Annotated in this window: 3 protein-coding genes; 2 read left to right on the top strand and 1 reads right to left on the bottom strand. The window is 60.5% G+C overall.

All coding sequences use genetic code 11. From position 1 onward, the window contains the following. The coding region (locus HMPREF2617_RS12170) for a hypothetical protein (protein ID WP_210400825.1) at positions 1–252 on the bottom strand (252 nt) is incomplete at its 3' end. On the opposite strand from HMPREF2617_RS12170, the gene HMPREF2617_RS12075 reads away from it, so the two are divergent. Continuing rightward, on the top strand, positions 245–3,058 hold the full coding sequence (locus tag HMPREF2617_RS12075; RefSeq protein ID WP_070840313.1) for a DUF7507 domain-containing protein: 2,814 nt from the start codon (positions 245–247) through the stop codon (positions 3,056–3,058). The genes HMPREF2617_RS12170 and HMPREF2617_RS12075 overlap by 8 nt on opposite strands. 157 nt (positions 3,059–3,215) lie before the next feature. Next, a complete protein-coding gene (locus HMPREF2617_RS06000) occupies positions 3,216–5,069 on the top strand; it encodes a hypothetical protein (protein WP_070840312.1) in 1,854 nt (617 codons plus the stop codon). Positions 5,070–5,150 lie beyond the last annotated feature (81 nt).

The raw sequence follows: 5,150 nt of genomic DNA, 5'->3' as shown, positions 1-5,150 counted from the left end.
GAAGAAGGACCAGGACACCAAGCTGGAGAACATCAACCCGACCCCGAAGCCGACGACCAGCAAGCCGACGCCGACTCCGACGACTGAGAAGCCGACGCCAACTTCGACAACTGAGAAGCCGACGACGACGAAGGTGACCACGTCGAAGCCGACGCCGACCTCGACGACTGAAAAGCCGACGCCAACTTCGACAACTGAAAAGCCGACGCCAACTTCGACAACTGAAAAGCCGACGACCACGAAGGTGACCACGTCGAAGCCGACGCCGACCTCGACGATTGAAAAGCCGACGCCGACCACGACCACTCCGGTCGAGACCAAGCCGTCCATTACCGGCTCGGTCAAGGACAAGGACGGCAAGCCGCTGCCGCAGGATGGCGAGGGTAAGCCGAATGTCACGGTTTATGGACCTGATGGCAAGAAGATTGTTGACAAGGTCGAGATCACGGATCCGGAGGGCAACTTCGAGATCCATGGTCCGGACGACAAGCCGCTGCCTGACGGTAAGTACATCGTCGAGGTAGAGACCCCTGAGGGCATGAACAACCCACGTCCGAAGATCGTTGAGGTCAAGGACGGCGAGTCTGATCCGATCGAGTTCGAGGTCGACAAGTCGGAGCGTGACCGCAAGGACAAGTCTGACCGCATCGGTGAAAGCACCGTCGGTGGTTGGTTGATCGATGAGCACGGTAACCCGATCCAGGGTGCAAAGATCAAGTTCATCAAGAAGGATGTCGCTGATCCGAACACCATCTCGGTCGATCCCCGCACTGAGGAGACCAAGGGACCGGAGTACTTCGACTACGAGGTACCGCTCACGGTCGACGATGACGGATTCTTCGTCACCCCGGCAATCGACTTCCAGTACTTCCCTGAAGGCGTCGTCGATTTCGACATGGAAATTGAGCTGCCGGACGGCTGGCCGGACACGGACATCAACGGCAAGCCGCTGAACCGTAAGGTCACGGTGAAGCAGGGCGAGCGTACCGACATGGGCGAGATCCGTGTCAAGGCTCCGATCGATCAGTCCATTGAGGGCAATATCAACGACGGCAACGGCAATGCTGTTCCGGGTACCAAGGTCGTAGTGACCGACCCGAATGGCGACTCCAAGATCATCGACGTTGATGAGAAGGGCAACTTCAAGATCGAAGATGTCACGCCTGGCGTCAACGAGATCGAGATCCTGACTCCGGGTAGCGACCGCGAGATCGACAAGATCAAGGTTCCGGTCCGCCCTGGTGATGACGTGAAGCTGCCGGAAATCCAGCTGACCAAGAATGCTTCCCTGAAACTGGAGAAGCAGGTCTGGGGCCGCGACGCCGATAACCTGGGCCAGGTTAAGGACAAGGACGGCAATCTTGTCGACGATGTCATGACCACCCTGCCCGGCGAGGATCTCTACTACGAGCTCTTCATCACCAACACCGGTGATACGCCGATTAAGAACATCGAGATCGATGATCCGGAACTTCAGTCGCGCAACATCGAATTGAAGATGCCGGAAGGCTGGACTGCTGAGTCTGAGCTCGCCCCGGGTGCAACCGAGGTGATTAAGGCCAAGATGAAGGCTCCGGAGGACGCATTCGACTTCAACAACGTCGCTACCGCCTTCGGTGAAACCAGCACTGGTGAAAAGGTTGGCTCGGGGCCGGATTCGGCGTACACCAAGTTCATCAAGGCAGAGGTGCACAAGAAGGTCAACGCCCGCTTTGCTACCAACCCGGACAAGCCTGTTCGTATGGGCGTCGGCAACGCACTGAAGTTCACCTACGAAGTCCAGAACACCGGTTCTGCACCGATGGTGAACGTGGAACTTAAGGACGCGATCTTTGAGGGCGATGCTAAGGACAAGGATGGCAACGACGTTCCAGCTGATCAGCTGAAGAAGGTCAAGGATCTTGAGATTAAGAAGCCTGAGGGCTTCAACGGCACGTTGCTGCCAGGTCAGCGTGTGATCTTCACTGCGGAGATTCCGGAAGGTCTGGCAACCAATGTCCGTCACCACAACCAAGCGGAAGCAAGGGGCGAGCTCCCGACGCGTCCGGCTCGTGGCCGTGGCCTCGCGGGCGAACCGGATTACGGCGATGACCCGTCATCCACGCTGATCATCTCCCCGCGCGAGAACCTCAAGGGCAACGCTCACATCATCGTTGACCAGGGTGCTCCGCTGGCTGACAACCTGCGCCTGATCGCATGGGTTGATGAGAACCAGAACCGCACGCAGGACGAGAACGAAGGCCTCGCAGGGCTGAAGGTCAAGCTGGTTCCGACCGATGGTGGTCCGTCCATCGCGGGCGAGACCAACGAAGACGGCAACGTCTACTTCGAGTCTGCACCGTGGGGTGAGTACACCTTCGAGATCGACAACCCGGGCAACCTGCGTCTGATTGATCCGCGTGATCCGGAGAAGAACTCGTCCCGTGCGGGCTCGACCCTGGAGTCGAAGCCGTTCAAGGTTCGCGGCAAGTTCTCCGAGCCGTTCGAACTGCGTCCGGCTGCGGATGATCCGTCCCAGAAGGAAATCGTGATCGGTCTGCAGTTTGAGAAGGGCAACGGCGACATCGCTGCAGGTGGCGGTATCGGCAGGGACAACGAAATTGTTGGCGAGGACGGCAGCTCCCTGGGCAAGTGCCTGGCCACCGCATCCTCGGTATCCAACCCGGTTGCGTGGCTGGTGCCGATCGGCCTTCTCGGTGCAGTCGCCGGTGGTATCGGTGTGATGTTCGAAGACGAGCTCAACGCCGCGGCCGCACAGGCCAACGAGGCAGTGCGCAGCGTGATGCCGAACGTGAACATTGAAGTCCCGTCTGTGTTCAACCAGTTCCAGGCGCAGATCGACCAGGTCAACCGCCAGCTGTCCCAGATCAACCCGGCCGCCCCGGCTGCGGTTGCCGGTGTTGGCCTCCTGGCTGTGGCTGGTCTGATCATGGGTCTGTACTACGCCAGCTGCCAGCTCGGCTGGAACGTAGAGACCGAGGGCAGCAGCTCCAACAACAAGGCCGAGGCAACGGAGACCGCCAAGCCTGAGGAGCCTGCGGAACCGGCTGAAGCCTAAAAGCTGACCCGCCTACGAAACCGATGCAAATTGCTCGGCGAGTAGGCGGGTTTCGCTTTTGTTCGGGATGTATTGTGAAGTCCAAGGTTGGCGTATACATTCATATGTGGTTTTTGGGGGCGCTCGCGCGCGCTTTTTCTATTCTCGAGAGGTAATAATGGCAGCAACATCCAAGGCAAAACGTGCCGTCGGGCTTTCGCTCGCGGCAGCAGTCGCAGGCTCGATCGCACTCGTGCCGGTCGCAAACGCGCAGGAGAGCGCTACTGCGAAGGAGACTGCGCCTGTGACGTCGTCTGCTGCGGTGGACCCGGTGTCGTCGACAAGCAATGCGAGCAGCGTATCGACGACCCCAGCAACCACCCCGGCCACCGCCAACACCCCAGTGGCGGATTCGGCCGCGCCGGTCACGCAGACCCCAGCCAAGGACTCGAACCTTTCGGACGCTGCAAAGGCATTTGCTGCCTTGTTCCTGGATACGCCCGGTAACGGCACCGGTACCTCTGGCGCGCAGTACAACTCCAAGGGCCGCACCTACACCGCTCTTGCGCGCCACCCTGAAAACAAGCTGCTGTACGCCATCTCCCAGGACGAGGAGGGCAAGAACGCCGGCCACCTGCTGCGCATTAACGCCAACGATGGTGGTCTGATGGATCTGGGCAAGATCGACCTCAAGGGTGACGACGCCACCAAGATCGACACCGCTGCCTTCACCGCAGGCGGCACGCTTGTGCTGTTCGGCGAGGACAAGGTGTACACCCTGGATCTTTCCGACGATAAGTCGGGCGCCAAGAACACCCCGCTCGCGTTCACCACTAAGCCGCTGAAGATCGACGGCGTGAAGGAAGCCGGCAAGCCCGCCGCATGGGCTGCCGACGGTGAGAAGAACGAGACCTCGCTTGTCGCCCTGTCCACCAACGACAAGGGTGAGGCTTACCTGTGGCACCTCGACGTCGACGAGAAGGCCCCAGCCGCGACCCACACCGCTGTGACAGTGCCGGAAAAGGCACCCCTGCCGAAGGTAAAGGCACTGAACTACGCCTACAAGAACGAAGACGGCGAGTTCGTCTTTGCAGACGACGACGCGACCGCTATCCACGTGAAGGACAACGCGGTTTCTAACGTCGTCACCAAGGGTGATGAAGCTGACAACTTCGCCGGTGTCGCTGGCCTCAAGCTGCCTGGCCTTGACAACCCGGAGACTGGCGCTGCAACCCCGACCGCAACCCCGGGCAGCGAGACCCCGACGAACCCGGCCACGACCACCACGCCTGCCACCGAGACCCCGACCAACTCGGCCACGACCCCAACCGCGCCTGCGGCTGAGGATGACTGGGTCATGGAGGTCCTTGTCCGCACCGATGACAACAAGGCTGTTGAAGGCGCTGAGTTCAAGAGCGCTGATGGCCGCGTTGCCGGTAGGACTGGTGCCGACGGACGCGCAAACGTCGTGTTCGATCTGAATAAGGACGCTAAGGATCGCAAGCTGATCAAGCTCACCTTGATCGAACCACCGCACGGCTACAAGAACACGGAAATCCAGGTCCAGCGCAACGCGAAGACCGCAGAGATCGTCCTGCCGCGTGACCCGAACGTGACCACGTTGAACCGTCCGCAGCAGATTTTGAAGGCGATTGATGAGTTCAAGCCGATTGCCACCAAGGTTCTCGGCCCGGCTGCCGCAATGGCCGGTGCCGCGGGTCTCGCAGGTGCCGGTGGCGGTGCGAAGACCACGAAGTCCTCGGCGACGCCACTGCCGCTGAAGACCACCCCGAGCCGCTCCACGGGCCGCACCACGTCCGTGAAGAACGCAAGCAACAACTCCAACCGCGTTGCTGCGAAGGGTTCGACTTCCACGAAGAAGACCACCACCTCCTCCAGCAAGGAGCGCGACGGTGATCTTGCGGATACCGGTACGCCGATGCGCGCCGTGATCTCCCTCGGCGTCCTGCTGATGCTGGTGGGTGGCGCCTACCTGGCGCTCGGCCGTCGCCGCGAGACCAACGAGAACTAAAAACCAGGCATAGAAACGCCCGCCGGATTCGACACCGGCGGGCGTTTCCGCGTCTGTGGGCTGATCGTCTAGCTGGGCTTG

The sequence above is a fragment of the Corynebacterium sp. HMSC070H05 genome (assembly GCF_001837615.1).
Classification (GTDB): domain Bacteria; phylum Actinomycetota; class Actinomycetes; order Mycobacteriales; family Mycobacteriaceae; genus Corynebacterium; species Corynebacterium coyleae.
The sequence above is the reverse complement of the archived record's forward strand: the minus strand, read 5'-3'. Positions and strand labels throughout refer to the sequence as shown.